Origin of the sequence: Mesorhizobium sp. M0491, assembly GCF_040321265.1 — a bacterium.
Taxonomy (GTDB): Bacteria; Pseudomonadota; Alphaproteobacteria; order Rhizobiales; family Rhizobiaceae; genus Mesorhizobium.
In genome coordinates, this window is sequence record NZ_JAMYRE010000031.1 from 39,837 (window position 1) to 66,559 (window position 26,723).

The window sequence follows — 26,723 nt, forward strand, 5'->3', positions numbered from 1 at the left end:
GACCATGGCACAGCCTTACGTTGGCGAGATACGCATGTTTGCCGGCAACTTCGCGCCGGCCGGCTGGATGTTCTGCGAGGGACAATTGCTGCCGATCTCGGAGAACGAGACACTTTTCCAGCTGATTGGCACAACCTATGGCGGCGATGGCGAGAGCACCTTTGCGCTGCCCGACCTGCAAGGCCGTGTTCCGCTCCATCAGGGCAACGGCTTTATCCTCGCGGAGACGGGAGGCGTGGAGGAAGTCAATATGACAATTTCCCAGATTCCTTCACACAGCCATCCAATGGTCGCGTCCCTGAATATTGGTCAAGATACCAGTCCCAGCGGGAAGGTCGTTGCACAGATTGGCGGTGGCGCCTTGCCCTACATCCAGGACACGACCGATACCAACATGGCCCAGCAGGCTGTAACAGCCGTTGGCGGCAGCCAGCCGCACAACAATTTCCAGCCGTATCTTTGCATCAGCTTTATCATTTCACTTTTCGGCATCTTTCCGTCGCCCACCTGAGAGGACATCATGGCTGACCCGTTCGTCGCCGAAATCCGGATCTTTCCGTTCAATTTCGCGCCCAGGGGCTGGGCGTGGTGCGACGGGCAGTTGCTGCCGCTGTCGCAGAACACGGCGCTGTTTTCGCTGCTAGGCACCACTTATGGCGGCGACGGCAAGTCCAATTTCGCTTTGCCCGATCTGCAAGGCCGTGCGCCGATGTTCTGGGGTCAGGGGCCGGGCTTGTCCCTGCACGATCTTGGCGAGCCTGGCGGTACGGAAACGGTAACCCTGCTCGAATCGGAAATTCCTAACCACACTCACGCAATGCGCGACCATGACATTGATCTGGGCGAGCTCAATGCGCCGTCATCGACGCGAAGCCTGGCCAAATCCACCAACGCAACAATCTATACCCCGGCGGCCAACCTGACGCAGATGAGTCCTCAATCGCTCCCCCCCGCCGGCGGCGACCTGCCACACAACAATCTGCAGCCCTATCTGACGCTCTATTTCTGCATCGCACTGCAAGGCGTCTTCCCACCAAGAACCTGAATTCCGAGCCAACAGGGCAGGGACCAATACGATGGCCAAGAAAGCAGCATCAGAGTCGAAAGCCCCCGCCGCGAAGACGCCAGCGCCAAGGGCGGCTTCCAAGGCCAGGGATGGCGGGCGTCCGGTGCGCTCCGGTCCCGCGCCCGTCTACCAGCACAAGCCGGCCGGCACGTCGTTTTTCGAACTGTCGCGGCTGATGGTGGTGGGGATCGATTCCGCCAAGGGGCAGTTGATCCAGAAGGCGCAGCTTTCGCCGAACGGGCCATGGCCTTCGGCCTGGTCGTTCATCGCGCCCGGCGCCTGGGTGATCATGACGGCGGGCCTCACCAAGGACGGCCGTGTCGCCGTGGTCGCGCAGCCATCGGGAACCACCAATCTGTCCTTCATCACCGAAGACGCCAACCAGATCGGCCCGGTCGAGAAATGGACCGCGCCGATGGGCATCGGCACGCCGCCCGGCGCCACCTCCTATCAGAAGCTTTCGATGGCGCGCGATGCCGACGGCCGCATCGAGGTCTTCGTCACTGACAATCAGGGCCGCATCTGGTGGATCTACCAGAATCCGGACCAGATCGTGCAGGTGCAGAAAACCATCACGCCGCCGGGCACGACGACACCGATCGTCGTCACCGTCGACGTGCTGACGCCGCCGGCCAAACCGTGGAGCGACTGGATCCAGATCCCCGGCGGGCTGGTGACGGTTTCGGCGATACGCCAGGGCGACGGCCGCATCGCCCTGTTCGGCATCAATTCGAACCTGCATCTCTATCGCTGCCAGCAGGCGAAGGCGCAGGCCCTGAAGGCCGCCGACTGGACGGGTTGGGTGCAGATCGACACGACCCAGACAGGTGGCTTCATCGAGATGGCGCCGGTCGTCGGCCCGCTGGGCGCCACCAATCTGTTCGCCCTGACCCAGAACGGCCAGGTGCTGCACACGCGCCAGATGCCCGCCGGATCGGATACGTGGACGCAGTGGGCGACACCCGGCTACTCCAGGGCGCCCAACCTTGCGCTTGCCGCCGGCATCCAGGGCGACGGCGATATCGTGCTGGTCGCCGCCGACCAGCAGCACTTCCTCCAATTCAACGCGCAATGGGATGCCTATACCCAGAACTGGTCGGGATGGCGCGATTTCGGCGCATCCCTTCGCTCGACGCGCCTGACGCTCAACTACAATGCCGACGGCCGGCTCGCTTTGTTCAGCCTGGCGCTCATGCCGGACGGCACCAACGGCCTGTGGACGATCAACCAGATGGGCATCGACAGTTCCGAATGGGAGTATAACTGGACGTCGCTGACCGACAACAATCTCAAGCAGATCGTCGTCGTGCGCGACCTGACGCCGCCGGTCTGACGGTTGATTTACGCCAGCGTGGCGCAAGCGAAGCAGGCCCGTCCGGTCTGGCCCCGGTCTGACACGGCCGGGCTCGGCTTCCGCGCTGCGACGGAAGCGGATTTGCCGTTCCTGTCGCGGCTCTATGCCTCGACCCGCTTCGAAGAACTCGCAGTGACGTCGTGGAGCGAGGCGCAGAAGGCCGAATTCCTCGGCATGCAGTTCCAGGCCCAGCATGCGCATTACCGAAAACACTATCCCGAGGCCGACTGGCTGGTGGTGGAACGCGATAGCGAAGACATCGGCCGCCTCTATGTCGAGCGCTGGCCAAGCCAGCACCGCATCATCGACATTGCCTTCCTGCCGCATCATCGCCGCAAGGGCTACGGCACCGCACTGCTCTGTGACCTCATCGACGAGGCATGGTTAGCCGGCAAATCAGCATCGATCCATGTCGAGAAGCACAATCCGGCGAGACGGCTTTATGCCGCGCTGGGCTTCGCGGTCGTCGAGGACAAGGGCGTTTATGACCTGATGGACTGTGCGCCGGGGGCGGCGGGGCTGGTATGTGACGGCGAGCATCGCAAGCGGCGGCTCTCACCAGCTTCGTCATCCTAGGGCGGAGCAAGGAGCGGAGCGACGCGGCGCAGACCCTAGGATGACGAACGAAGAGGAGAGGCTTCAGCTAATTTCGAAGCGATCAGACCCTCCCTGCGTCAAGCCTCTAGTTGAACACCGCCTCGTACAGCCGCCCGGCCGCATCGGCGGCGACCGGCACGATGAAGATCTCGTGGCTGCCGCTTTCCCCCGTGAAAAGATAGGTCGCCTGCGGCAGCGCGATATCGCGCGGGCCTTTGAACAGCAGCGAGAAACCGCCACCCGGGCGCGGGCTGGCGGCGATGGGCTTGACCGCGCTCAGTTCGAGCGGGATCTGCCGGCCCCCGGCTTCGACGGTGAAGGTTTGTCCCTGCTCGAAATCCGACACCGACGCCATTCCGTTTCCCTCAATCTGTCCGCTGGAGCGGTTCAGCGTCCGGATCGCTGATCCGGCTTTTGTTTCTTCGCAATTGCCAAGGGAAAACCGCTCCACACTTTTCCTGGAATTTGCTCCAGCGGAGGCACTGTCGCCGCTTCGCCGCAAGCTGTCCAGAGGCGGGCAGGCCGGCGGTCGTGTTCCCCAAGACAATCGACCGCCGCATCCCAAAATACAGCACCGCCTGTCCTTTTATGCGCGCAAGAGACGCTGTAGTACTTTGTTCCTGCGCGGGATTCCTTTCGACCCAAGAGCAGCGCAAACAAGCATAGATCCCGGCTTCGGGACCATTGGCAGCCTGATGGGCGTGCGGGAGACGGATGATGGCGGATGCAAAGACGAACGTGACGGGCGATGCGTTGCCGCTGTTCTATTCGAGGCCCGAGGCGCTCAATCCGGCGCGGCACGGCTCGCTTGGCCTGACCGCGCGCAGCGACTTCGGCTTCGCCCGCTCCGCGCACGCCATTCCGGTGGTCGCGTCGGAAATGCCGGCGGCGATGCGATCCTACCCGATCGTCTTTATCGGCCCGGCCAAGTCGCCAGTGATCATCACCGGCGTCCGCCAGAACGAGAACCTGTTCGTCGATGCCGACGGCAAATGGACCGCGCCGCACTACATCCCCGCCTATGTCCGCCGCTATCCCTTCATCCTGGCCGAAGACCCGACATCGGCCGGCCGGCTGACGCTGTGCGTCGAACGGGCCAGCGACCGGGTCGTCGACCAGTTGCCGGCGCCGTCCCGCGATGACAAGATCCTGCCGTTCTTCACCGGCAACGAGCCGACCGAAGCGACCAAACAGGCGCTCGCCTTCTGCAACCAGTTCCAGATCGACTTCAGAGCCACCCGCGAGATGGTCGAAAAGATCGATGCACACAGCCTGTTTTCACCGCGCCAGAGCAAGGTGACGCTGGAAGGCGGCGAGGTGCTCAACCTCACCGATTTCCAGGTGATCGACGAGCCGGCCTTCAACAGATTGAGCGACGAGGCGTTTCTCGACCTGCGCAAATCAGGCGCGCTCGGCCTGCTCTATTGCCACCTCGCCTCGACCAACAGCTGGACCTCGCTGGTGCATCAGGCGTCGCTGCGGAAGGCGGATGGGGCGAAGAGCGCCTGAGGAAAACGGTGCGGTTTTCTCGGCGTAACCTTCCACTCGATGCGTCCGGGCGGACAGCCGGCTAGGCAGCAACCCTTCTGTCGTGCCGCCCTTCGCTGATCTCCTCGGCGAGCTTGTCGCAGAACGCCTCGAGATCGCCGGGGTTGCGGCTGGTGACAAGTCCCTGGTCGGTAACGACCTTGCTGTCCTCCCACAGACCGCCGGCGTTGATCACATCGGTCTTGATCGATTTGTAAGATGTGACCCGGCGACCCCTTACGATGCCGGTCTCGATGAGAAGCCAGGGCGCATGGCAGATCGCGCCGACGACCTTCTTGGCCGACCAGAACGATTCGATGAAGCCCAGGGCCTTTCGCTCGACACGCAGCAGATCGGGATTGATGACCCCGCCGGGCAGGACGATCGCGTCATAGGCGTCCGCTCGCGCCTCATCCAAAGTCTTGTCGACGGGAACTTCTCGGCCCCAGTCCTTGAGATCCCAGCCTCTGATCTTGCCGCTTGCGAGCGACACGACATCGACCTTGGCGCCCGCCTCGCGCAGCTTCTTCAGCGGCACCTCAAGTTCGGATTGCTCGAACCCGTTCGTCGCCAGGATAGCGACGTGCTTGCCGGAAATGTCCTGCATGGCTTTCTCCATCGTTGCGTTGATGGAGCGCTAACGAGGCGAGGCGGGAACCGTTCCTCGCTGTAATTTTATGTGACTCCTGGGGAATTCCGCCGAAACTCTTAGCCAGGCAAGCCCAAAAACGAAAAAGCCGCGGAGTTCCGCGGCTTTTCGATGCTTAGTCCCCTGGAGGAAACTGGAGCGGGTGAAGCGATTCGAACGCTCGACCCCAACCTTGGCAAGGTTGTGCTCTACCCCTGAGCTACACCCGCTCGCACGGCGTCTTGGCCGCAAGCCGGGCCTATATGGCTGAAGAGCGCGGCGATTGCAACAGGGAAATCGCAGGCTTTTTGTGACACGCCGCGCGGGGCCGGCAAGCCGCCGGCGGGCGCGTGAGTGGCGGGCGGCGGGGGCGCCAGCGCGAAGGGCGGTGCCGCTCACCATGATGTCGCATGACGGTCTTGTGTCGGCTGCCCCATTGGCCGTAAACGGCTGGCTTGAGAAACGGAACGAAACCGATGCCGAAGACCGAAGCCGATTTGATGGCCTTTCTCGCCGAACTCGGGATTGCCGCCTCGACGAAGCGCCATCCGCCGCTCTACACGGTCGCGGATTCGCAGGCGTTGCGCGGCGAAATCGCCGGCGGGCACACGAAGAACCTGTTCCTGAAGGACAAGAAGGATAATTTCTTCCTGGTCACCGTCGGCGAGGACGCGGTCGTCGACCTGAAGCAGATCCACCAGGTGATCGGCGCCGCCAGCCGGGTCTCCTTCGGCAAGCCGGAGATGCTGATGGAGCTGCTCGGCGTCACACCGGGCGCCGTGACGGTCTTTGGCGTCATCAACGACACGGCAAACAGGGTCAAGCTCGTGCTCGACAAGGATTTGATGGAGCATGCGGTGATCAATGGGCATCCGCTGACCAATGAGGCGACGACATCGATCGCGGCGCGGGACCTGATCAGATTCGTCGAGGCAACCGGGCACGATGCTGCTATCTTGAAAGTCTCCGTGTGATCGCCACATGGATGGCTTGAGTCAGATGGTCTGAAGCATAGGCGCCTGGCCGCCGGCCGGCGGCGCCACGGAAGGGTAAAGAGATGAGCGACAACAATCCGTTCGGCGGCTCCTTTGGCGGTAATGGCGGCCAGTACACCACCTCGGTGCAGTATGGTGGAGCGGCGCCGGCGCCGGCGAAAGTCGCGCTTGGCGATGCGCCCGCCGCTCCCGCCGATGTGATCAAGGACACGACGACGGCTGCCTTTGCCGCCGATGTCATCCAGGAATCGCGCCGCCAGCCGGTGCTGGTCGATTTCTGGGCGCCCTGGTGCGGGCCTTGCAAGCAGCTGACGCCGCAGTTGGAGAAGGCGGTCAAGGCCGCCGGCGGCAGGGTCAAGCTGGTCAAGATGAACATCGACGACCATCCCTCGATCGCCGGCCAGCTCGGCATCCAGTCTATCCCGGCGGTCATCGCCTTCAAGGACGGCCAGCCGGTCGATGGCTTCATGGGCGCCATCCCGGAGAGCCAGATCAACGAATTCATCACCAAGGTCGGCGGCAAGGGCAATGGCGCGCCGCCGGTGGCGGAAGCCTTGGCAGCGGCGACCGAAGCGCGCGAGGCCGGCGACATGCAGACCGCGGCCGACATTTATGACGCCGTCCTGGCGCAGGCGCCGGAGACGATCGAGGCGATCGCCGGACTGGGCGAACTGTTGTTCGACGCCGGCGACACGGAAGGCGCCGAGGCGCTTTTGGCAACAGCCCCGGAGGCCAAGAAGGATGCGCCGCCACTGGCAGCCCTGCGCGCCAGGATGGCGGTTGCGGCGCAGGCGGCAGCTCTCGGCAATCCAGCCGAGTTCGAGCGCCGGCTGGCGGAAAATCCTGGGGATCACCAGGCGCGCTTCGATCTGGCCATGATCCAGAACGCCAACGGCGACCGCACTGCGGCCGCAGACAATCTGCTGGCCATCATCAAGGCCGACCGAAGCTGGAACGAGGATGGCGCCAGGACGCAATTGCTGCAGCTGTTCGAGGCATGGGGCATGACCGACGAGGCAACGCTTGCCGCGCGCCGCAAATTGTCGGCATTGCTGTTTTCCTGAGCCGTTTGCCGGTTGTTTTGCCGCACGGGCTTGGCGTCGGCCATGACTGCGCCAGATTAGAACTGCCATGACGCGCTTCTGGTGAAGCGATCGGAGGAATATGGTGCAAGCGGGAAACGCGCATTACCGGCTCGCCAAGGATTTGCCGTCGACGATCCCGATCTTTCCGCTCGAGGGTGCGCTTTTGCTGCCGGGAGGGCGCATGCCGCTCAACATCTTCGAGCCGCGCTATCTGCAGATGGTGGACGAGGCGATTGCCGGCTCGCGGCTCATCGGCGTCATCCAGCCCAGTCTCGACGGCGCCTTGCGCGGCGATGGCGAGCCGGAGCTCTGCAATGTCGGTTGCGCCGGGCGCATCATCGCCTTTTCCGAGAGTGGCGACGGCCGCTACCTAATTTCGCTGCAGGGCGTGTGCCGGTTCCGCATCGCCCACGAATTGACGGTCAAGACGCCGTTTCGCCAGTGCAAGCCCGCGCCTTTCCTTGCCGATCTCGACGAGGATCAGGCGGACAACGAGATCGACCGGCCATCGCTGCTCAAGGCGTTTCGTGCCTATCTGCAGGCCAACGATTTGGAGGCCGACTGGGAAAGCGTCAGCCGCGCCGAAAATGCCATGCTGGTCAATGCGCTGTCGATGATGGCGCCCTACGGGCCGGCCGAGAAACAGGCGCTGCTCGAAGCAGCCGACCTGAAGACCCGGGCGGAGACGCTGATCGCCATCACCGAAATGGCGCTGGCGCGCGAGAATGAGGACTTTGGCTCGAGTTTGCAGTAAGAGGGCGCGATGGCGGACGGACGTGACGAGAGGAAGGTCGACCCCAAGCTGCTGGAGCTGCTGGCCTGCCCGCTGACCAAGGGGCCGCTGGCCTGGGATCCAGAGCGCGGCGAACTGATTTCCAGGGTCGCCAAGATTGCCTATCCGGTGCGTGACGGCATCCCGATCATGCTGCCCTCCGAGGCGCGGACGCTTTCGGTGGAGGACGTGCTCGCCCCGCCGCCGCCACGCTTGGGTGGGCCGGGCTGAGTTCTTGCACCACAGGCTGGCGAGGTGGGCGGGACAGCACCCCCCTCTGGCCTACCGGCCATCTCCCCGCAAGGAGGGAGATTGCCAGCTTTGGCGCTTTCGCACATTCCAGCAACCGTGGAGATTAGCGAAAGCCGAGACTACATCCAATCTCCCCCCTTGGGGGGGAGATGGCCGGTAGGCCAGAGGGGGGTGCTGTCCCGCTGCCATCGAAGTTTTTGACACTACTGAAAATTCCGCCCCTTGGGCATGACCCTTTCCGCTTCTTCCGACAGCGTTGCGAGATCCTGCCGGATCGGTGCGCTTTGTTCGGCGGGGCTGGAGTGATCCGAACGCTCCTTGGCGAGGTCTCTCGGAGGAACCGCTGGTTCGGCCCCGCTGACCTTCTCCAGAAGTACGGTCAGCCAGGGCGTCAGATCCTCGATCCTCTCGGCGACGATGTGGACCACGCCCGATTCAGACTGCAATTTTCCGGTGACCTTGACGAAACGGGCACCCATGACGATGGGTCGGTAACGGTCGAAGGTTCTTTGCCAGAAGATGACGTTGGCCACCGCCTTGTCGTCCTCCAGCGTCAGGAAGATCGCGTTGCCCTTGCCGGGACGCTGCCGCACCAGCACGAGGCCGGCGACGGAGACGCGCCTGCCATCGCGCACGGAAGGCAGGTTCGCATTGGGGATGACGCCGGCGCGGTCGAGCCGCTCGCGCAGGAAGGCGACCGGATGCGCCTTCAGCGACAGGCCGAGCGCGCGGTAATCATGGATGACATGCTCGCCGAGCGGCATTTTCGGCAGCTTCGTCTCGGGCTCCAGCTCGCGCAGGCGAAGCGCCGGCTGGTCGAACAGCGGCAGCCTTTCGGCGGCGCTCTTGCCGTCGAGCGCGCGCACCGCCCACAACGCTTCGCGACGATCAAGACCAAGCGAGCGGAAGGCATCGGCCTGCGCCAGTTTTTCGATCTCGCCGACATCGAGGCCGGAGCGCAGCCAGACATCCCGGACGGATCCGTAGCCTGAGCCGCGCCGTTCGACGAAGGCCGCCATGCGCTCCTTCGACAGGCCCTTGATCTGGCGGAAGCCGAGCCGGACGGCATGCTTCGTCTCGATGACGCCGCGCATCTCGGCATGGCGCGGGAGGATACGGGCCGGATCGAACGGCGCCTTTTCCAGCGTACAATCCCACACCGAAAAATTGACGTCGACGTCGCGGATGTCGACGCCATGGTCGCTTGCGTCGCGCACCAACTGGGCCGGCTGGTAAAACCCCATCGGCTGTGAATTCAGGATCGCGGCGCAGAACACGTCGGGATAGAAGGTCTTGAACCAGCAGGAGGCATAGACGAGCAGGGCGAAGGAAGCGGCATGGCTTTCGGGAAAGCCATATTCGCCAAAGCCCTCGATCTGCTTGAAACAGCGCTCGGCGAAGTCTCGTTGATAGCCTTTCTTGACCATCCCTTCGACCATCAGCGTTTCATAGTTTTTGATCATGCCACTGCGCTTAAAGGTGGCCATAGCGCGTCTTAGCTTATCCGCCTCACCAGGCGAGAAGCCCCCGGCATCGATCGCGATCTTCATTGCCTGCTCTTGAAACAACGGCACACCGAGAGTTCGCTCCAGAATGGCTTGAAGTTCCTTGCTCGGATACTCGACCTTCTCCTTTCCCTGCCGTCGACGAAGGTAGGGGTGCACCATATCGCCCTGGATAGGACCGGGTCGCACGATCGCCACTTCGATGGCCAGATCATAGAATGTGCGGGGCCTGAGACGCGGCAGCATCGACATCTGGGCACGCGATTCAATCTGAAAGACGCCCAATGTGTCGGCACGGCAGATCATGTCGTAAACGCGGCTATCCTTTTGCGGAATTGTCGCAAGGGTCAGCCGCCGGTCATACTTGTCCCTTACTCCGTAGTGGGTTTCCAGCAGATCGAAAGCACGCCTCAGGCAAGACAGCATGCCAAGCGCCAGCACATCGACTTTGAGGATGCCGACATTATCCAGGTCATCCTTATCCCATTCGACCATCTTGCGTTCGTCCATCGCCGTCTTGACGATGGGCACGATCTCATCGAGCCGGTCTTTGGTGATGACGAAGCCGCCGACATGTTGCGACAGATGACGGGGAAAGCCCATGATATCGTTGGAGCGTTCGATCACCAGTTTTGCCAGCGGGTCGGTGCGGTTGATGCCGCCAGCGTGAGCCTCCTTCTCGCCAAGTTCGGAGGTCGACCAACCCCAGATCGTGCTCGCCAAAGCGCTTCTGACATCTTCCGACAGGCCCATTGCCTTAGCCACTTCGCGTAGCGCCGAACGGCCGCGATAGCTGATGACGGCTGCGGCCAAGGCTGTGCGTTTGGCGCTGTATTTATTGTAGATATAGGCGATGACCTCATCACGCCTCTCATGTTCGAAGTCGACATCGATGTCTGGAGGTTCGTCGCGCTCCGTCGAAACAAAGCGCTCGAAAAGAACGTCCAGAAGGCCAGGATCTACCTCCGTAATCTCCAGACAATAGCAGATGACGGAGTTTGCGGCGGAGCCGCGACCCTGACACAGAATGCCGACCTCTTCCGAACGCGCGAACCGAACGATGTCGCGAACGGTGAGAAAATAACGGGCGTATTTCTTCTGACCGACAATTTCGAGTTCGTGCCGGATGAGTCCTTCCACTTTGTCAGGGATGCCCTCGGGGTAACGTTTCCTGGCGCCCTCCCAAGTCAATCTCTCCAGTTCCGTCTGAGGGTCGACGCCTGCCTCAGTCGTCTCCTCTGGATAGTTGTGCTTCAGCTCCTCAAGGGAAAAACCCAGGCTTTCGGCAAACCGCAAGGTCTCGGCCAATGCTTGCGGATGCCTGCGGAACAGGCGCGCCATCTCCATCGGTGGCTTCAGATGGCGCTCGGCATTGGCGGTGAGTTGCAGCCCGACCTCGGCGACGGGGGTGTTGAGGCGGATCGCGGTCAGCACGTCCTGCAGCGGGCGCCGTTCGGCGGTGTGATAGAGAACGTCGTTGGTCGCCATCAGCGGAATACCGACGCTCTCGGCAAGAGCCGCGGCCTGCTCGATGCGGAAACGGTCATTGCCGGCGTAGTCGGGCGAAACGGCCAGACGGAGATTTCTGCCGAAACGATCCTTGAGCAGCCGAAGCAAGGCGAGACCGTCCTGCGCCCCCGCCGACAGACCGGGCAGGACTGCCAGCGACATCAGATCCCCCCATTCGAGCAGGTCGCTGCGCTGGAGAAGGGTGGCGCCCTTTTCGTTCTCGTCGCGCAGATTGGCCTGGGTGAGCATGCGGCACAGATGCCCCCAGCCCTTGCGGTCCTGGGGATAGGCGAGGATGTCCGGCGTGCCGTCGCCAAAAACCAGCCGGCAGCCGGGATGATAGGAGAGTTTTTCGACCTTGGCCTGCTGCCAGGCGCGCACCACGCCGGCCACCGTGTTGCGGTCGGCAAGCCCGATCGCCGAGAAGCCCAGGAGCTTGGCCGCGACCACCAGCTCCTCCGGCTTGGAGGCGCCGCGCAGGAAGGAGAAATTCGACTGGATGCCGAACTCGGCAAAGGGAATGACGGTCAGCGCGTTCATGCGAAGACACCATGCATGAACCAGCGCGGCGGCACCTGCGTGTTGCCGTAAAGACCTTGCCGGTAAAGCCAATAGCGGCGACCATCGGCGTCCTCGATACGGAAATAGTCGCGGGTTGACGTGATCGGATCGCTCGCTGCCTCGCGCCACCATTCGGCGGCGATGCGTTCCGGCCCTTCGGCGCGCGTGACCCGGTAGAGCGCGCGCCGCCAGCGGAAGTGCAGCGGTGGTCCTTCCGGCATTTCAGTGGCCGGCACATCGATGGGTTCGGGCGAGCGGAACAGCCGGATCGGCCGTTCCGGCGGAAAAATGGTTTGTGGCGCCTGCAGCCTGTCCGGCTTCTTCGGCGGCGTGGTCCGGCGCGGCGCTTCGGTGAAGGGGATCGTCGCGACGGCACGCTCCGGCAGATGGCTTTCGACCGCGACCGGCCGGAGAACCGCCCCCTCGCCGAGCCGGGCGCGGATGCGGTCGGCGAACAGCGCGATATCGGCACCGTCGTCGGTCGTTTCGCCAGTCAGATCGGCCTGCTGCATGTCGAAGGTGGCTGCCGCCAACACCGAGAGCCGCACCAGATCGAAACCATAGCCGGCATCGATATCCTGTTCGAGCGCGGCCAACCTTTCATGGAACAGTTTCTGGATCAGCATGGGTTCGCGCATCGGCCGCGAGGTGCCGAGGGCGATGCGGCTGACGGCGCCGTCGACGCGAAAGAGCAGCAGCGCCAGTGTCCTGGCACCCTCGCCGCGGCGCTCGAGATCGGTTTTCAAGGTCGCCGCCAGCATGCCCACCAGCCGTTCGATGTCCTCGGTCAGGGTGACGGGTTCGGCGAGGTGGCGTTCGACCGAAAGCGGCGCGACGGGAAGGCGCGGCGAGACTGCCTCGTCGAGGCGGCCAAGCGCCTGATCGAGGCGCAGGAGCAGCAAGGTGCCAAAGCGGCGGGCGAGCGGCGCGCGCGGTGCCGCCATGACGGCGCCCGCCGTGCGCAGGCCGACGCTTTCCAGGCTGGTGCGGGTCGCCGGTTCGATGCGCAGCGCGGCCAGCGGCAGGGGTGCCAGCAGCGCTTCCTCCTCGCCTGACACAACGATGCGGTCGCCGCAAAACCGTGCCGCCGCCCAGGCCGCGCCCGGCGTCGCGGCAAGCCCGGCACGGACATCGAAACCCTGATGGAAGAAGCGCGACAGGATGTCGTCCAGCATGGCACGTTCGCCGCCGAACAGATGGGTGCAGCCGGTGACGTCGAGAAACAGGCCGTCCGCGCCATCCAGCGCCACCAGCGGGGTGTAGCGGTCGCACCAGTCGGCAAGGCCTTCGAGCAGGCGGCGGTCGGCTTCCGGATCGGCCTCGACGATGTCGATCGACGGATGCATGGCGCGCGCATCGGCGATGCCCATGTCGCGCTTCAGGTGCAGCGCCTCAGCCCGCTCGTCGAGGGCCGAGATGCGCTGTGCGTTGCGGTCGCGATGGCTGATCACGAGCGGCGGGTGAGATGGGTGATCCGACGGCCGGGAACGCCAGGACCGCCCCAGACGCTGGCGCAGGACCCTTTCCGCCGCCAGATAGGGAAACCACAGGGACAGGATTCTTTGGCCGGTTTCTTCCCCCACCTGCTCCTTCGTCGCCCGCTCTTTCGTCGCCCGCTCTTTCGTCGAATGCGCATTCATCGGGATTCCACTCCAGTGTGAATTGTCCAGGCAGGGCCGTGCGGCTCTTGCCGATGGTGAGGGTGAAGGCCGGGCGGCCGATCGAGCCGGCCAGCGGCCCGGCGATGGTGTCGCGCGGCACCGCCGGTGCCGACGTGACGATGAGGCGGACGGGTGCCGCCGTCGGTTCGGGCTCGGCCGCCTGCCGCAGCAGGAACACCGGGCGGCCGGCCGCTTGCGCCCTTGCATGCAGCCGGCGTGTCGCGGTCAGGTCAAGCCGCTGCGGATTGCCGCGAATTTCGAGGATGACCGCGGCGAGCGCCGTCATCCGGGCCGCCTCCTCGGCGACCCACAGCGCATCGACAAGTCTCGGTGCCTCGGAAAACAGCAATTGCTCCGGCTCGATGCCGAACGAGGCGTGAAGCCCCCTGGCATAGGGAAAGCCGGCCTCGCGAAAGATCTCCGATGTGCCGATCCACAGCACCGGCAGCCCCGGCGTTTGCTTGAGGATCAGGCTTGTGAGCGACAAAGCGAAGCCGGCGACGGCCCCGGCATCGCGGGTTTGCGTGCCATGGATTTCGCTCAGGGCGGCCTTCGGCAGGCCGCCGCTCAGGGCGGCGTCGAGGCGCTCGACGCCAATAGGCAGGAACGCATCCGGCAACGCCGCGGCAATGCCACGCCGGACGATTGTGAGATCGGTGTTGACGTCGGCATCAAAGGGCGCGGCGGCCGGCGCAGCCAAGCGCTCGGGCAGCGTTCCCTCGATTTTCGCGATCTGGCGGCGCAGGGCAAAAACAGTCTCCCGCGCCACGGCGGTCATCGCCATGACGGTCAGCTTCCACTCACATTGTTCCTGTTATGTTCCCTATAGATTCCAGAGCGCATCCCAAGAGTCAAGCAGACACATGGGGAATTTATTCCTCTCCGCGCGGATGGCGCAGGCGCATCGGCCCGTGTCATTTGCCGATTACGGTGCGAAAGCCTATATGCCGGGATCAAAGGACAAAGCATGGCCCGCATCTACAAGACCCGCACCTGGCACGACGAACTCTCGCCCTCGATGGACGAAATGGAGTTCCTGGCGCTGGAGGCGTACGCCCATCTGCCGGAGGATTTTCGCAAGCTGACCGGCGAGATCGTTATCCAGATCGCCGAATTCCCGACCGACGAGATCATGGACGATCTGTCGCTAGAAACGCCGTTCGACCTGCTCGGTCTGTTCGAGGGACGCGGCATCGCCGAGCGCTGGAACCCGCAGACCGGCGAAGGCCCAAACCGGATCACGCTCTATCGCCGCGCCATCCTCGACTACTGGTCCGAGAACGAAGAGACGCTGGGCGACATCGTCACCCACGTGCTGATCCACGAGATCGGCCACCATTTCGGCCTGTCGGACGATGATATGGAGAAGATCGAAGAGGCGGCGGAATAGCTGGTTCCTGCGTCGCGTGAAATGTCCATTCCTATCCAGTCGGTCCACAACCCAGCGGCGGCAAGGGTTTCTGGGATCCCGCTTCAGATAGGTTGGTCATTCGGCTGATGAAAAGATGCAGCGCCTTGCGCACGGCGAGCGATGGCGGCTCGGACGGATGCCACTCCGGAAAATGACCATCAACCACCATTCGTGCCAACCCATAGACAAAGGCACGAGCGGCAAGAACCAGATGATCGAAATCCGCGTTCGCAGCCAGTTGACCCTGGTGTTGCGCTTGGGTCAGCAGGTCGATCATCTTCCGGCGAATGGCCTCATTCTGACCGCGAAGACTGTCCGACGCGTCGAAATCAATCAGGGTTCGGGAACTGATGATCTGGAAATGCGTGGGATTGGCGATCGCCCATTCCAGATAGCCTTGTCCGATTGCTTCGAAGGCCACGATGGGATCCGCGCTGTCGACTGCTGAAAGTGCATTGGCAACGGCCTCTGTCAGCCGGTTCATGGCCTGTTCGGCGACCGCGGTCAGCAGCGCTGTTTTCGACTGAAAATGCCGGAAGGGGGCGCCGGGGGAAACGCCGGCCCGCTTTGCGGCTTCGCGCACGCTTACATTGTCGGGGCCGCCTTCCTCGACAAGTTGAATTGCAGCATCGATCAACGTGTCCCGCAAATGGCCATGGTGGTAGCCGGTGCGGTGAGGCGTCTTGGCGTTTGCCATCTCTTCTCCTTCGTTTTCGTTCCGGAGGCCTGCTTCACGCATCTGTAGCACGATCCGCGATTTATGTAATCACTGTTTACAATGCAGGCAAGAGCATGTAAGCAGTGATTACAGATGGGATCGGAACAGGCCTGCGGTCTTCGCGGCTCCCGTTTTCCCGGATGAGGAAACGAAGATGCTTGCCAGAACCGCCGAACCCCGCCGTCCGCAATCGCTCATTTCGCTGAGGAGTTCAGCCGAAGAACCTCAGCGCAAGGAAAATTCCACTATCCAGTCGAGCACTCCGCTCTATCGGCTTGCCGCCGTCGCCGGGGTGGGAAGCGCGCTCATTCTTCTGGTCAACGCAGCCAAACGCAGCGCGCTCATCGCGACCACCGATCTGACGCAACTTCTCGCACCGGTCGCCGAGATATTGGCGCTTGGTCTTGTCGTCGGCCTGTTTCTTGCGTTTGGCCGGCGCGCGGGCCTGTTCGGCACCATCGCGTTTGTCATCAACTTCGTTGCACTGGCAAGTTTGGTCGGTGTGGAAGTGGTGATCAATCTCGTATTTTCGAAACTTCCGCTGACAACCATCATCGATCTGCGCGCTGGCCCTCTCGGGCTGGCTCTGGTCGCCAGTTCGGTTCTTTTTCTGCTTGGGACGCTGGCGTTTGTAATCTCTCTTGTCGTTGCAAGAGGCGTGCCGCGCATTCCGCTCGCCCTCTATTTCATTGGCGCGGCGCCTATCGCGCTCCGTGCGTTCGTGCCGGAGTGGGCTCTTGACCTGGGCCTGGTGACGCTTGCGGCAGCCATCGCCTGGCTGGCCGGCTGGCTGTGGATGCGAGCGGAGCCTACCAGTCGCTGAGCTTCGTATCGGGTCCGTATTCCTGGCCGTCTATATCCTTGACCACGGCCTGGCCGCAACGCATCGCTTTGGCCTTCTTGTCGTAGGCATAAGTCGGCGAGCCGAACAGGTGCCAGCCCTTGTTCAGCGCCGCCGTCACCTTGTGGCAGAAGCTGGCATCGTCCGGAGCGGACAGAAAGCGGTAGAGTTTCATTGTTCAATTCCTGTCGTGAGTAGCTATAGCTCGCCCGCATCCATCGAGCATTTATGACCCGATGGCGGCTGCCTTCGCCAGCAGTTTTTCGGCCTGCGCCAAGTGCAGCCGCTCGACCATCCTGCCGTTCAGCGCGATCACGCCCTTGCCGGCATTTTCCGGCAGCGCGAAGGCTTCCTTCACCGAGCGCGCCTCGGCCACCGCTTCCATGGACGGCGCAAAGGCTCGGTTCGCGGCTTCGATCTGGGCCGGGTGGATAAGGCTCTTGCCGTCGAACCCCATGGCTGCGGCTTCCGCGCATTCATGTGTGAAAGCGTCGAGGTCACGAAAATCGTTGGAGACGCCGTCGAGCATGTCGATGCCGCCGGCGCGCGCGGCCAGCACCATCTGCATCAGCCATGGCACGAGGTAGCGTCGATCAGGCGTTGCCAGAATGCCGGTCTCCTTGACCAGATCATTCGTTCCGGCAACGAAACAATTGAGCCGAGAGGCCGGATCACGGCTAAGCTCGGCGATGGCGCCGATGTTGAGCAGCGCCTTGGGCGTCTCGATCATCGCCCATATTTTCACGCTGTCGGGAGCAAAATTGTCGTCGAGCACATCGCCGGCCTCGAGCAGGTCGCGCGGCGTGTCGACCTTGGGCAGAAGGATGCCGTCGGGTTCGCAGCTTGCGGCAGCCAGCAGGTCGTCGGCGCCCCATTCGCTTGATATCGCATTGATGCGGACGATCATCTCGCAGCGTCTGCCAATATGGCTGGCAACGGGATGGCCGGCGAAAATGCTGGCCAGTTTTTCGCGGGCAGTGATCTTGTCGGCCGGAGCGACGGCGTCTTCCAGGTCGATGATGACTGCGTCGCAGGCAAGCTGCGCGATCTTGGCCAAGGCCTTGTCGTTGGAGGCCGGGATGTAGAGCACGGAGCGGCGCGGGCGATAGGTTTCCATGGGTGATCTATGCCGCCTGCGGTTGTTGGAGGCAAGCGCGCAGGGCTGTGCGCCCACCCTCCCCCTTGTGGGGAGGGTCGCTGCGAAGCAGCTGGGTGGGGGCGCGGCGCCGCGCCCGGGCGCCCCGCCCCCCGCGCCGCCGGACCCCCACCCGGACCTGCGGTCCGACCTCCCCACAAGGGGGAGGTAGACGCTCGGCGTCCCGACCCTGCACGAAAACTGCACATGCCTGCGGAAAACCTCCTCGCATCCGCCCCACCCTTTCCCCGTCGGCCTGACAAACAGGCGGCATGCAAAAGCGAGCAAAACCCAATTGGTTCCTGCCTCACCGGCTGCGCAGCGAAGGCTGGTGGCTGGCCGATCGCCGCGCGCGAACGCCACGGCGATCCTCATTCCCTTTGTCCGCAGAACCCCGCCGGCAATCCGGCCGGACGCCATCAGGAAGGCCAGGTCATGATATCCTTCTTCACCGCCGCGCCGAGCTATTGCAGCCGCTTCGGTGTCGCCATCCTGCTGGCAGCACTTGCGGATTCTCTCTTTTATGGCCAACCCGCCGGCATCACGGTTTTCCTGTTTGCCACCCTGATTGCCGCCGCGGTGGTCGCCGTGCATCCCGCGGCCTTCAGCGACGGCAGGGTCTGGCTCAAGCCCGCCGCCTTGCTTGTCGCGCTGCTGCCGCTGGCTGAAAACGTCAGCACCCTGTCGGTTTCGATCGCGCTGGCGGCGCTGACCGTCTTTGCGCTTTCGCTGAGCGGGCGGCTGCGGCACAGCATCGCCCGCATTGCCGGCCAGATCGCGCTGTTCGGGCTGGCGGCGCCGTTCCGCTTCGCCAATGATTTCATCCGCTGGCGCAAGACGGCGCGCCGGTTCGGCCGACGGCGCATCCGGCTGGCGGCGATCGCTGTCTGGGTGATGCCGCTGACGCTGGGCGCGGTCTTCCTGGCGCTGTTCGGCGCCGCCAACCCGGTGATCGACTACTGGCTGTCGCTGATCGACCTCGTGAGGCTGCTCGATCTTATCCAGCTGGCGCGGATTGCCTTCTGGCTGTTCGTGCTAGCTGCTGTCTGGGCTTTTCTGCGGCCGCGCCTGCCGCGCCTGGTTCGTCGCATCCCGCACGCGGCGCCGGCCGTCAGCGCTCAAGCCGACAAAACCGTCACCACCATCGAAGACATCCTATTCGGCAAGGCCGCCATCCTGCGCGCCCTGATCATCTTCAACGTCCTGTTTGCGCTGCAGACGGCGCTCGACGCCACCTATCTGTGGGGCGGGGCGGCCCTTCCGGACGGGCTGAGCTACGCGGCCTACGCGCATCGTGGCGCCTATCCCTTGATCGTCACCGCGCTGCTTGCCGCCGGCTTCGTGCTGGCGGCGCTGCGGCCAGGCAGCGAGACCTCGGCCGATCCGCTCATCCGCCGGCTGGTCTATGCCTGGGTGGCGCAGAACATCATGCTGGTCATTTCGTCGATCCTGCGGCTCGACCTCTATGTCGGCATCTATGCGCTGACCTATTGGCGCGTCGCCGCCTTCGTCTGGATGGGGCTGGTCGCATCGGGGCTTGCCCTGATCATCGCCCGCATCGCACTGGGAAAATCCAACGAATGGCTGCTGTCCGCCAATCTTCTGACGTTATCTCTGGCGCTTTATGCCGGCTGTTTCATCAATTTTGCAGCGACGATCGCCAACTACAATGTCGACCATTCCCTCGAAATGACCGGCCAGGGCATTCCCCTAGACGCCTGGTATCTTCACTCGCTCGGTCCGGGCGCGTTTCCCGCACTCGATCGGTTCCTCGAGCAGCAGGGCAAGACGGCGGCCGCCGGCACGGACCGCGAACTGGCTGGCGTGCGCGGCAGTGATGAAATCTGGTATCGAACTATCCAGCAGAACTGGCGGGCCTGGAGCTTTCGCGACTGGCGGCTGCTTCGATATCTCGACACCAAGGGGCCGTTCGTGATTCCCTCCGCTATCGAACCTTCCATGCCGGGCCGCTGATCCATGCCGCATCACATCCTCGTCGCCGACGATGACCCGCACATCCGCGAAGTGATCTGCTTTGCGCTGGAAAAGGCCGGCATGAAAACGACAGGGGTGGCCGACGGTGCCGCCGCCCTGCAAGCGATCGGACGCCGGGCGCCGGATCTTGTCGTGCTCGACATCGGCATGCCGGAGATGGACGGGCTGGAGGTCTGCCGGCGACTGCGGCACACATCCGATGTGCCGGTGCTGTTCCTGTCCGCGCGCGACGAGGAGATCGACCGCATCCTCGGGCTCGAAATGGGCGGCGACGACTATGTAACGAAACCATTCAGCCCGCGCGAGCTGGTCGCCCGCGTCAACGTCATCCTGCGGCGCGCCCGCCCGGCGGCGCCCGAACCGGTCGACAACAGGCAGTTTTCGCATGGCAAACTGGCTCTGGCGCCGGCCAGTCACGCTGCCAGCTTCGACGGCAAGGCGCTATCGTTGACAGGAATAGAGTTCTCGATCCTGAAGGGGTTCCTGGCGCGGCCGGCGCATGTGCTCGACCGAGACGCGGTGATGGCCAGTGCCTATGCCGGCAACATCCATGTCGCCGGCCGCACCGTCGACAGCCATATCCGCAACATCCGCGCCAAGCTGGCAGCAGTGGGTTGCCTGGATGTTATCGAGACGGTGCATGGCGTCGGCTTCCGGCTCGGCCGATGCGGCTGACGACTTCCGGCAAATGGGTCGGCCGCAAATGGCGGCCACGGCTTGCCACGGTCGTCGTCGCCATCCTGATCATGGTGATGGCCCTGCCATTGGTCGGCTTGTTCTTCTTCCGCCTCTACGAGAACCAGCTGATCCGCCAGACCGAAGCGGAGCTGATCGCGCAAGGGGCGGCAATCGCCGCCATCTATGCGCAGGATGTGCGTGACGTCGGTATTGCGGCGGACAAGCTCGGCGCGCCGATGCCGAGGCCAAGCGGGGATTCAAGCCGAAGCGTCAATCCGGACCCGCTCTACAGGCCAATCGAGCCGCAACTCGATCTTGCCTCGGATTATGTGCTGCCGACCCGGCCGGCGGCGATGCCTGCGATCGTCGATCCCACCTTTGCCGCGATCGGTACCCGTCTGTCCGGTATTCTCGACGCCACGCAGAAAACCACGCTGGCCGGCTTCCGGCTGCTCGATCCCCGGGGCGTCGTCATCGCCGGTCGTGGCGAGGTCGGCCAGTCGCTCGGTGCGGCCGAGGAGGTGCGCACAGCGCTTGCCGGTCACTATGCCAGCGCGCTCAGGCTGCGCATTCCCGACCAGCCGACGCCACCGCTCTATTCGGTCAGCCGCGGCACCAAGGTGCGTGTCTTCGTCGCCCTGCCGGTCGCCGTCGATGGCAAGGTCGCCGGCGTCGTCTATGTGTCGCGGACGCCCAACAACATCATCAAGCATCTCTATGGCGAACGCGGCAAGGTGACGTTGGCGGCGATTGCTATAATCGGCGGCACGCTGCTCATCGGCATGGTTTTCCTGCGTACCGTCAGCCGGCCGATCTATGCGCTGATCGACCGAACCGAGCGCATAGCCGCCGGCGACCGCGCGGCGATCCGGCCGCTCGACCATCACGGCACGCGAGAGATGGCGGAGCTGTCCGCAGCCTTCCTCGACATGGCCGAGAAGCTTCAGGCGCGGTCGGACAGCATCCAGACTTTCGCCACCCATGTCTCGCACGAGCTCAAATCGCCGCTGACAGCGATCCAGGGCGCGGCCGAACTGCTGCGCGATTCCGGTGGCGCTATGGACGATACGGAGCGGCGGTGCTTTTCCGACAATATCGTCACCGACGCCGGGCGACTCAATCTGCTGGTTCGCCGTCTGCTCGACCTAGCGCGTGCCGAAAACCTGGCGCCGAGCGGCGAAAGCACATCGATCGGTGCGGCGCTGGCGCTGCTGCCCGTCGACAACAGGCTGGCGGTTTGCGTCGGAGCCGGCGGCGACATCAGATTGCGCATATCGGCCGAGAACGCGGCTATCGTGCTGGCCAATCTCATCGACAATTCGGCCAGGCACGGCGCGACGGCGGTTTCTGTCTCCGCTACGAGCGCCGACGGCAAGGCGAGCATCCTGGTCAGCGACGACGGCGCCGGCATTTCGCCGAGCAATCGGGCGCGCATTTTCGAGCCGTTCTTCACCACGCGGCGCGAACAGGGCGGCACCGGCATGGGGCTCGGCATCGTGCTGGCCCTCCTGAAAGCGCATGATGGTATGATCGCGCTGGTTGACAGCGAACGCGGCACGCGCTTCGAGATCATTGTGCCGGTGGCGTGACGGACACCATCGGCCGGATCGGAGAAAAAATGCGCTACGACATCGTCATCATCGGTGGAGCCATCGTCGGCTCCTCGGTCGCCTATTACCTGCGTGAGCAAGGGTTTTCCGGCACGATCGCGCTGGTCGAGCGTGATCCGCAATTCGCGCATGCGGCAACGACGCTGTCCATGGCTTCGATCCGCCAGCAATTCTCGATCCCGGAAAACATCCGCCTGTCGCAGTTCACGCTAAAACTGTTCCGGCGGCTGAAGGAAGAGTTCGGGGATGATGCCGATATCGGCTTTCGCGAGGGCGGCTACCTCATCCTTGCCGGCGAGGACGGCTTGCCGATCCTCAAGAGCAATCACGAGGCGCAGATCGCGGAGGGCGCCGACATCGTGCTCGAGGATGCCGACCAGCTTACGCGCCGGTTCCCGTGGCTGTCGACCGAGGGCATTTCAGCCGGCGCCTATGGCCGCACCGGCGAAGGCTGGTTCGACGCGCATGCGATGCTGACGCTGTTCCGCAAGGCGCTGCGGCAGAAGAAAGTCGATTTCATCGCCGCCGATGTCACCAGCATCGCGCGCGATGGCAACCGCGTCACGGGAGTGAGCCTCGGCAATGGCGAGACGCTGAAGGCCGGCATCGTCGTCAACGCCGCCGGCCCGAACGCCGGCAAGGTGGCTGCCATGGCCGGGCTTGAACTCCCGGTCGAGCCGCGCAAGCGCAATGTCTTCGTCTTCGAGGCGCGCGAGAAATATGCCGACATGCCGCTGCTGGTCGATCCCTCCGGCATCTATGTTCGTCCGGAAGGCTCGGTCTACCTCACCGGCGGCGCCGAACCGGAGGAAGGCGACCGCGCACCCGATCCCGGTGACTTCGAGGTAAGCTGGCCGCTGTTCGAAGAGGTAATCTGGCCGGTGCTGGCGACCCGCATTCCCGCCTTCGAGGCAATCAAGCCGACCCGCGCCTGGGCCGGCCACTACGACTACAACACGCTCGACCAGAACGCGGTGATCGGTCCGCATCCCGAAGTCGGCAATTTCATCTTCGCCAACGGATTCTCCGGCCACGGCCTGCAGCAGGCGCCGGCGGTCGGCAAGGCGCTGGCCGAACTGATCGTGCATGGTGGCTACCGCACGGTGGACTGCTCGGCGTTTGGGTATGAGCGGGTGGCGGAGGGAAGGGCGTTCCGGGAATTGAATGTGATTTGAGCGATCAGCGCAGACCGCCGTTCTGTCGAGTTCCCCCCTCTGGCCTGCCGGCCATCTCCCCCGCAAGAAGGGAGATCGGCAGCTTCAGCGCCTTGCTCTTTCCTGCGACGCAGGAATTGGCGAAAGCGGTTGAGCGCTCAATCTCCCCCCTTGCGGGGGAGATGTCCGGCAGGACAGAGGGGGGTGCTGTCCCGCTAGCCGTTGCAAGTCAGGTGACCGCACGTCAGCCCTTGCGGTCGAACCAGAAGGCATCCGCCATGCGCTTCATGCCGATACGTTCGTAGAAGCCGACGGCGTCGGGCATGGAGATCAGGCTGATGGCGACCGATGGTCCAAGCTGCCGCCGCGCCTCGTCCATCAGGCCCTTGCCTATGCCGAGCCCCTGCGCCGATCGGGAAACGGCGAGTTCGGAGATGTAGCAGACCCAGGAGAAGTCGGTGATCGCCCTGATAACGCCGATCAGCGGCTTGCCCTCGACGTCGAGGCGCGCGGTCAGCACCAGGTTGGCGCCCGACAGCATCGCCCGCAGCCGTGCTTCATCATCGACCGGTCGTGTCTCGCCGAGGCCGGATTCGACCAGCACGCGCCGGAATTCGGCGATGTCGAGCGCGGCTTCGCTGTTATAGAGGACGTGTGCGTTTTCTGCCATGGCCGTCAGACTGCACCATCGGGCTGGCTTGTGCCACCATGCACGAACAGTTGCCTTTTATTTGCCGCCGGCTTTGTGTAAACCGGCGTCAGCAAATTCCCCCGCAACGAAAACACGGGCAAAAGCCATGGAAAAGTTCACCAAGCTCACCGGCGTCGCCGCTCCGATGCCGATCGTCAATGTCGACACCGACATGATCATCCCGAAGGATTACCTCAAGACGATCAAGCGCACCGGGCTCGGCACCGGCCTGTTCGCCGAAATGCGCTACAAGGACGATGGCTCGGAAAACCCGGATTTCGTGCTCAACAAGCCGGCCTACCGCAAGGCGCAGATCCTGGTCGCCGGCGATAATTTCGGCTGCGGTTCCAGCCGCGAGCACGCACCATGGGCGCTGCTCGACTTCGGCATTCGCTGCGTCATCTCGACCTCGTTCGCCGACATTTTCTACAACAACTGCTTCAAGAACGGCATCCTGCCGATCACCGTCAGCCCCGAGGATCTCGAGAAGCTGATGGACGACGCCTCGCGCGGCTCCAATGCCACCGTGTCGGTCGACCTCGAAGCCAAGGAAATCCGTGGTCCCGACGGCGGTGTCGTGACCTTCGACCTCGACGACTTCAAGCGCCACTGCCTGCTCAACGGGCTCGACGACATCGGCCTGACCATGGAGAAGGCCGGCGCCATCGCCTCGTTCGAGAAGCGAAACGCCGAACAGCGCCCCTGGGCCTGAGCGGTACACACTCCAGGCGGAGGCCCGGTCGCTTTTCAGGCCTTCGTTGCGCCGGGTTCGTTGCGACTGAGTGGAGGGACAGTCATGACACGTTTGCTTCTTGCCGGCGTTTGCGGGCTGGCCTTGTTGCTGGGGCAAACCGTGAGCGCGTTTGCGCAGACACAGGCACCCGCCACCCAGCCGGCCCCGGCGACGGACCAGCCGTCCGCCGATCAGGGGACGAACGCCGCCGACGCTGCCGATGACGACAAGCAGGCGCCCGTCCCTTTCGAAGGCGGCACGCTGACCATCACCCAGAAGGAACAGTATGGCGAGAAGGTGCTTGCCTATGACGGCCAGCAGCTGGCCACGAACTATGACGTCTTCTTTGACAGAATCGTGGAAGTCGGCGGCGTCAAGGTGGCGCTGTTCGATGTCGGCGACGGCGGCAACCAATGCGGGCCGGCGACGGTGATCGTCTGGAAACCGGAAGGTGGCACGATCCAGAGCACAATGGTCGAGCAGGACCAGTGCGGCGCCCCGCCCTCGGCGGTGTCCGACAATGCCATCTATTTCGTGCCGTATCTGTTGCCGGGGGATGAGAAACCGGCTTTGCAATGGTCGCCGACCGATGGGCTGACGATTTCGGGCAATCTGACCTACATGCCGGAACCCGGCACGGACTGGAAAGACATCGATCCGGAAAAGTACCAGAACATCATCGACGCTTTCCACAATGAGGCTGTCTACAAGGAAGCCGAAAAGCTGCTGGGCAAGGACATGCCCGATATGGCGACCAGCCTGCTGGTCGGCGGCGGCACGGAAAAGACCGCTTCGGGCGCCTTCTACGCCAGCGGCTGCGTGCCGCATGATTGCGGCGGCAATGACGGCTTCATGGCGGTCGACCCGGCCAAGCAAAGGCTCTATTTTGCGCGCCGCGGCGACAATGGCAAGCCGCAGGCGTGGCCTGATGTGGCGACATGGCCGGCCGATGTGAAGGCGGCGTTGGACAAGGCGCTGGGGTCTGCGAACTAGGCATTTCGGCGGTGAACCAAAAACTGTTTCGCCGCGATCCTTCACACCCCCCTCTGCCCTGCCGGGCATCTCCCCCGCAAGGGGGGAGATCGGCAGCTTGGCCGCTCTGCCTATCTCTGCACCGTTTGTAACTGGCGAAAGCATTCGAGACATCCGATCTCCCTCCTTGCGGGGGAGATGGCCGGCAGGCCAGAGGGGGGTGCTGTCCCGCCGACATAAAAATGCCTTTGCAGCGCCAGTCGCTCTGCGTTGACCCATGGTCAGATCTGCCCTTTCCCTGCAAAATGGCCCACCACAACTCACGAGAACCCCATGCGAAAACTCATCTCCACCGGTTCCCCCTTCGAAAAGACCGCCGGCTATTCGCGCGCCGTGGTGCAGGGCGACTGGTGTTTCGTCTCCGGAACGACCGGTTACGACTATGCGACGATGACGATGCCGGAGCCGGTGGAGGCGCAGACGCGCAATTGCCTGGCGACGATTGCCAAGGCGCTGCAGGATGGCGGTTTCGACATGGCCGACGTGGTGCGGGCGCATTACTACATCACCGACCAGGCCTTCGTGGACATCGTCTTCCCGATTCTGGGCGAGACGTTCGGCGATATCAGGCCGGCGGCGACGATGATCGTCTGCCAGCTCAACAAACCGGAAATGAAGATCGAGATCGAGGTAACGGCGCTGCGGCGCACGGCTTGAAAGGCGACCGACGATGAAAGTCCGGCGCATCGTTGCCAATATCGAGACATCGGATGCCACTGCGGCCAAGCGTTTCTATCAGGATGTCCTCGGCCTCGATGTGCTTATGGACCTTGGCTGGATCGCCACCTACGGCTCGCAAGCAAAGATGGATGTCCAGGTCAGTTTCATGGCGCAAGGCGGCTCCGAAACGCCGGTGCCGGATCTTTCGATCGAGGTCGATGATGTCGATGCGGCGCTCGGCGCCATGAAGACGGCGGGCTTCGCCATCGAATACGGACCGGCCGACGAACCGTGGGGCGTGCGCCGCTTCTATGTCCGCGATCCGTTCGGCCGGCTGGTCAACATTCTCTCGCATCGGTGAAGGTTTAGCCTGGGTTCCTCGCCCCCACGAAAGTGGGGGAGAGCGACTATCTGGGGTGTCAAGTTGCAATTACGAACTCGTTGCGCGCATCGCGTGCTTTTGCATTAAGGATGACCAGGAGTTTTCTGGCGAGTGCGATGCGGATGAGCATTTTTGGCTTTCCCGCCTGTTGCAACCGTTGAGCGAAAGCTT

The 26,723-nt window shown here is 63.5% G+C and carries 28 protein-coding genes, 1 tRNA gene and 1 pseudogene; 19 read left to right on the plus strand and 11 right to left on the minus strand.

The window, feature by feature from the left end:
- Positions 1–4 precede the first annotated feature (4 nt).
- From NKI69_RS29865 to NKI69_RS29880, 4 genes are read left to right on the plus strand one after another with little or no spacing between them, the layout of a single operon-like run.
- Positions 5–511, plus strand: coding sequence for a phage tail protein (locus NKI69_RS29865; RefSeq protein ID WP_023810879.1), 507 nt, complete (start codon positions 5–7; stop codon positions 509–511).
- Between the two features lie 9 nt (positions 512–520).
- Positions 521–1,045 (plus strand): phage tail protein, encoded by a 525-nt coding sequence (locus NKI69_RS29870; protein ID WP_023810880.1) that lies wholly within the window; start codon positions 521–523, stop codon positions 1,043–1,045.
- A 31-nt stretch (positions 1,046–1,076) separates the two neighbouring features.
- A complete protein-coding gene (locus NKI69_RS29875) occupies positions 1,077–2,399 on the plus strand; it encodes a DUF8189 domain-containing protein (protein ID WP_023810881.1) in 1,323 nt (440 codons plus the stop codon).
- 3 nt (positions 2,400–2,402) lie between these two features.
- Positions 2,403–2,996 carry a GNAT family N-acetyltransferase gene (locus NKI69_RS29880; RefSeq protein ID WP_023810882.1) on the plus strand — a complete coding sequence of 198 codons (594 nt, stop codon included), beginning with the start codon at positions 2,403–2,405 and terminating at the stop codon, positions 2,994–2,996.
- 106 nt (positions 2,997–3,102) lie between these two features.
- On the opposite strand, the gene NKI69_RS29885 is transcribed toward NKI69_RS29880, so the two are convergent.
- A complete protein-coding gene (locus NKI69_RS29885) occupies positions 3,103–3,468 on the minus strand; it encodes a DUF6916 family protein (RefSeq protein ID WP_245273203.1) in 366 nt (121 codons plus the stop codon).
- Positions 3,469–3,734: 266 nt separating this feature from the next.
- Between NKI69_RS29885 and NKI69_RS29890 the strand changes: the two genes are divergently transcribed.
- The gene (locus NKI69_RS29890; protein WP_023810884.1) at positions 3,735–4,526 is read left to right on the plus strand and encodes a SapC family protein; all 792 of its coding nucleotides are present in this window, start codon (positions 3,735–3,737) and stop codon (positions 4,524–4,526) included.
- Between the two features lie 61 nt (positions 4,527–4,587).
- Here the strand turns inward: NKI69_RS29890 and NKI69_RS29895 are convergent, their stop codons facing one another.
- Both NKI69_RS29895 and NKI69_RS29900 read right to left on the minus strand, forming a co-directional pair.
- Positions 4,588–5,151, minus strand: coding sequence for a type 1 glutamine amidotransferase domain-containing protein (locus NKI69_RS29895; RefSeq protein ID WP_023810885.1), 564 nt, complete (start codon positions 5,149–5,151; stop codon positions 4,588–4,590).
- Positions 5,152–5,327: 176 nt separating this feature from the next.
- Positions 5,328–5,402, minus strand: a tRNA-Gly gene (locus NKI69_RS29900).
- A gap of 246 nt (positions 5,403–5,648) precedes the next feature.
- On the opposite strand from NKI69_RS29900, the gene NKI69_RS29905 reads away from it, so the two are divergent.
- From NKI69_RS29905 to NKI69_RS29920, 4 genes are all read left to right on the plus strand, one after another.
- Entirely contained in the window at positions 5,649–6,146 is a 498-nt protein-coding gene (locus NKI69_RS29905; protein WP_023810886.1) for a prolyl-tRNA synthetase associated domain-containing protein, read from the plus strand.
- Between the two features lie 83 nt (positions 6,147–6,229).
- Positions 6,230–7,231 (plus strand): thioredoxin, encoded by a 1,002-nt coding sequence (gene trxA / locus NKI69_RS29910; protein WP_023810887.1) that lies wholly within the window; start codon positions 6,230–6,232, stop codon positions 7,229–7,231.
- Positions 7,232–7,334: 103 nt separating this feature from the next.
- Positions 7,335–8,006, plus strand: a complete 672-nt coding sequence (locus tag NKI69_RS29915; RefSeq protein WP_023810888.1) for an LON peptidase substrate-binding domain-containing protein — start codon at positions 7,335–7,337, stop codon at positions 8,004–8,006.
- Positions 8,007–8,015: 9 nt separating this feature from the next.
- Complete coding sequence (locus NKI69_RS29920; RefSeq protein ID WP_023810889.1) at positions 8,016–8,255, plus strand: Trm112 family protein; 240 nt, start codon at positions 8,016–8,018, stop codon at positions 8,253–8,255.
- A 224-nt stretch (positions 8,256–8,479) separates the two neighbouring features.
- Here the strand turns inward: NKI69_RS29920 and NKI69_RS29925 are convergent, their stop codons facing one another.
- The 3 genes from NKI69_RS29925 to NKI69_RS29935 are packed head-to-tail and all read right to left on the minus strand — an operon-like array spanning position 8,480 to position 14,296.
- Entirely contained in the window at positions 8,480–11,830 is a 3,351-nt protein-coding gene (locus NKI69_RS29925) for an error-prone DNA polymerase (protein ID WP_352723100.1), read from the minus strand.
- On the minus strand, positions 11,827–13,302 hold the full coding sequence (locus tag NKI69_RS29930; RefSeq protein WP_352723101.1) for a DUF6504 family protein: 1,476 nt from the start codon (positions 13,300–13,302) through the stop codon (positions 11,827–11,829). The genes NKI69_RS29925 and NKI69_RS29930 overlap by 4 nt, the downstream gene beginning before the upstream one ends.
- Positions 13,244–14,296: an ImuA family protein gene (locus NKI69_RS29935; RefSeq protein WP_023810892.1), complete on the minus strand. Its 1,053-nt coding sequence runs from the start codon at positions 14,294–14,296 to the stop codon at positions 13,244–13,246. Before NKI69_RS29935 ends, NKI69_RS29930 begins: the two co-directional genes overlap by 59 nt.
- Positions 14,297–14,479: 183 nt before the next feature.
- Between NKI69_RS29935 and NKI69_RS29940 the strand changes: the two genes are divergently transcribed.
- Positions 14,480–14,902 (plus strand): metallopeptidase family protein, encoded by a 423-nt coding sequence (locus tag NKI69_RS29940; protein ID WP_023763026.1) that lies wholly within the window; start codon positions 14,480–14,482, stop codon positions 14,900–14,902.
- A 31-nt stretch (positions 14,903–14,933) separates the two neighbouring features.
- Here NKI69_RS29940 and NKI69_RS29945 read toward each other — a convergent pair whose 3' ends face one another.
- Positions 14,934–15,620 carry a TetR/AcrR family transcriptional regulator gene (locus tag NKI69_RS29945; RefSeq protein ID WP_352723102.1) on the minus strand — a complete coding sequence of 229 codons (687 nt, stop codon included), beginning with the start codon at positions 15,618–15,620 and terminating at the stop codon, positions 14,934–14,936.
- A 175-nt stretch (positions 15,621–15,795) separates the two neighbouring features.
- Between NKI69_RS29945 and NKI69_RS29950 the strand changes: the two genes are divergently transcribed.
- The gene (locus NKI69_RS29950; protein WP_352723103.1) at positions 15,796–16,464 is read left to right on the plus strand and encodes a hypothetical protein; all 669 of its coding nucleotides are present in this window, start codon (positions 15,796–15,798) and stop codon (positions 16,462–16,464) included.
- Here the strand turns inward: NKI69_RS29950 and NKI69_RS29955 are convergent.
- Positions 16,451–16,657, minus strand: coding sequence for a DUF1737 domain-containing protein (locus tag NKI69_RS29955; protein WP_013528780.1), 207 nt, complete (start codon positions 16,655–16,657; stop codon positions 16,451–16,453). The two genes, NKI69_RS29950 and NKI69_RS29955, sit on opposite strands and share 14 nt — an antisense overlap.
- A gap of 51 nt (positions 16,658–16,708) precedes the next feature.
- A complete protein-coding gene (locus NKI69_RS29960; RefSeq protein ID WP_352723104.1) occupies positions 16,709–17,599 on the minus strand; it encodes an HpcH/HpaI aldolase/citrate lyase family protein in 891 nt (296 codons plus the stop codon).
- Between the two features lie 453 nt (positions 17,600–18,052).
- Here NKI69_RS29960 and NKI69_RS29965 point away from each other — a divergent pair, with 453 nt between their 5' ends.
- From NKI69_RS29965 to NKI69_RS29980, 4 genes are read left to right on the plus strand one after another with little or no spacing between them, the layout of a single operon-like run.
- The gene (locus tag NKI69_RS29965) at positions 18,053–19,591 is read left to right on the plus strand and encodes a DUF4153 domain-containing protein (RefSeq protein WP_352723105.1); all 1,539 of its coding nucleotides are present in this window, start codon (positions 18,053–18,055) and stop codon (positions 19,589–19,591) included.
- A gap of 3 nt (positions 19,592–19,594) precedes the next feature.
- Positions 19,595–20,287, plus strand: a complete 693-nt coding sequence (locus NKI69_RS29970; RefSeq protein WP_023810896.1) for a response regulator transcription factor — start codon at positions 19,595–19,597, stop codon at positions 20,285–20,287.
- Positions 20,278–21,879: an ATP-binding protein gene (locus NKI69_RS29975; protein ID WP_352723106.1), complete on the plus strand. Its 1,602-nt coding sequence runs from the start codon at positions 20,278–20,280 to the stop codon at positions 21,877–21,879. The genes NKI69_RS29970 and NKI69_RS29975 overlap by 10 nt, the downstream gene beginning before the upstream one ends.
- A 29-nt stretch (positions 21,880–21,908) precedes the next feature.
- Entirely contained in the window at positions 21,909–23,075 is a 1,167-nt protein-coding gene (locus NKI69_RS29980) for an NAD(P)/FAD-dependent oxidoreductase (RefSeq protein ID WP_352612523.1), read from the plus strand.
- A 223-nt stretch (positions 23,076–23,298) separates the two neighbouring features.
- On the opposite strand, the gene NKI69_RS29985 is transcribed toward NKI69_RS29980, so the two are convergent.
- Positions 23,299–23,724, minus strand: a complete 426-nt coding sequence (locus NKI69_RS29985) for a GNAT family N-acetyltransferase (RefSeq protein ID WP_023810899.1) — start codon at positions 23,722–23,724, stop codon at positions 23,299–23,301.
- Positions 23,725–23,851: 127 nt separating this feature from the next.
- Here NKI69_RS29985 and leuD point away from each other — a divergent pair, with 127 nt between their 5' ends.
- The 4 genes from leuD to NKI69_RS30005 all read left to right on the plus strand — a co-directional run bounded on the left by leuD (position 23,852) and on the right by NKI69_RS30005 (position 26,531).
- A complete protein-coding gene (gene leuD, locus NKI69_RS29990) occupies positions 23,852–24,457 on the plus strand; it encodes a 3-isopropylmalate dehydratase small subunit (protein ID WP_023810900.1) in 606 nt (201 codons plus the stop codon).
- Between the two features lie 84 nt (positions 24,458–24,541).
- Positions 24,542–25,471 carry an Ivy family c-type lysozyme inhibitor gene (locus tag NKI69_RS29995; RefSeq protein WP_352723109.1) on the plus strand — a complete coding sequence of 310 codons (930 nt, stop codon included), beginning with the start codon at positions 24,542–24,544 and terminating at the stop codon, positions 25,469–25,471.
- Between the two features lie 312 nt (positions 25,472–25,783).
- The gene (locus NKI69_RS30000) at positions 25,784–26,167 is read left to right on the plus strand and encodes a RidA family protein (protein WP_352723110.1); all 384 of its coding nucleotides are present in this window, start codon (positions 25,784–25,786) and stop codon (positions 26,165–26,167) included.
- A gap of 13 nt (positions 26,168–26,180) precedes the next feature.
- The gene (locus NKI69_RS30005) at positions 26,181–26,531 is read left to right on the plus strand and encodes a VOC family protein (RefSeq protein ID WP_352555955.1); all 351 of its coding nucleotides are present in this window, start codon (positions 26,181–26,183) and stop codon (positions 26,529–26,531) included.
- Positions 26,532–26,589: 58 nt separating this feature from the next.
- Here NKI69_RS30005 and NKI69_RS30010 read toward each other — a convergent pair.
- Positions 26,590–26,723 (minus strand): annotated as a pseudogene (locus NKI69_RS30010) (IS110 family transposase); the annotation flags it as partial.